At 67.6% G+C, this 1,242-nt stretch carries 1 pseudogene; it reads right to left on the bottom strand.

What is annotated here, in order from left to right:
• Nucleotides 1-665 precede the first annotated feature (665 nt).
• Nucleotides 666-1,242, bottom strand: a pseudogene (locus tag ACFQ87_RS46615) (IS630 family transposase); the annotation flags it as partial.

Below are 1,242 nucleotides of genomic sequence, written 5' to 3'. Positions count from 1 at the left end.
CCGCGCCAGCCCGTCCAGCACCAGCCCGGTGTACGTCGGACCTGCCTCTGTCATGCCCACTCTCCTGTCTGACGGTGCGTCAGCCTAGTGGGTGCCGACACCACGAGTGCGATACGGTCGTCCGCGGTCACATCGGTAACGGAGCAGTACTGGAGACGAGGGCCCGTGGGTGAAGGGTCGATAGCGGAACTCGAACAGCGCGCCGCCCGGACGGAGACCGGGAGTCACGAGCTGGAACAGATCCGGCAAATCGCCCAACTCCACGTCTACCAGGACGACGAACCTGAGCCCGCCCGCCTGCGCTGGGCCCACCTGTCACTGGCCGCCAACCGCCGGACACGCGGCGACGGCCCCTGGGACGAGGCCGGCCGACGCCTGCAGGAATTCATGCTGCGCACCTGGGTGATCACCCGTCTCGGCCCCGGCGGCGAACCCGAGTGGCACCCGGAAGCGCTCGCCGCCGACACCCTCGCGGCCCTCACCCTCCAGCCCTCCGAGGCGGCCGCCCTCGCCGAAGGCTGGCGCGATCTCCCGGTCGAGCGCATCGGCGAACTACGCCGCCACAAGAACCTGACCGCCCACCTCGCCACCCTGCTGCCCCTCCTCCCGGACGGCCCGACCAAGGCCCATCTGCTCGCCTGGAGCGAGTGTCCTGCGCCGGAGATCCGTCGGCAGAATCGGGCGAGGGAGTCGAGGATCTCGTCGGCGGTCTTGGTCCAGGTGAACGGTTTGGGGTCCTCGTTCCAGTTCTTGATCCAGGCGCGGATGTCTCTCTCAAGGGCCTGAACGTTCTTGTGGGCACCGCGCCGGATCATCTGGTCGGTGAGAAAGCCGAACCAGCGCTCCACCTGGTTGATCCACGAGGACCCGGTCGGGGTGAAGTGCATGTGGAATCGGGGATGTTGCGCCAGCCAGGCACGGATGGCCGGGGTCTTGTGGGTGCCGTAATTGTCGCAGATCAGGTGGATGTCGAGCCCGTCGGGAACCTCGCGGTCGATCTTGACGAGGAACTTCTTGAACTCCGCCGCACGGTGCCGGCGGTGCAGTGAAGTGATGACCTTCCCGCTGCTGGTGTCGAACGCGGCGAACAGGGTGGTCAGGCCGTTGCGCACGTAGTCGTGGGTTCGGCGCTCCGGCATGCCCGGCATCATGGGCAGGACCGGCTGGGAGCGGTCGAGGGCCTGGATCTGCGACTTCTCGTCGACCGACAGCACCACCGCACCTTCGGGCGGGTCGAAGTAC

Source organism: Kitasatospora sp. NPDC056531 (assembly GCF_042794375.1).
In the GTDB taxonomy this organism is placed as follows: domain Bacteria; phylum Actinomycetota; class Actinomycetes; order Streptomycetales; family Streptomycetaceae; genus Kitasatospora.
The sequence above is the reverse complement of the archived record's forward strand: the minus strand, read 5'-3'. Positions and strand labels throughout refer to the sequence as shown.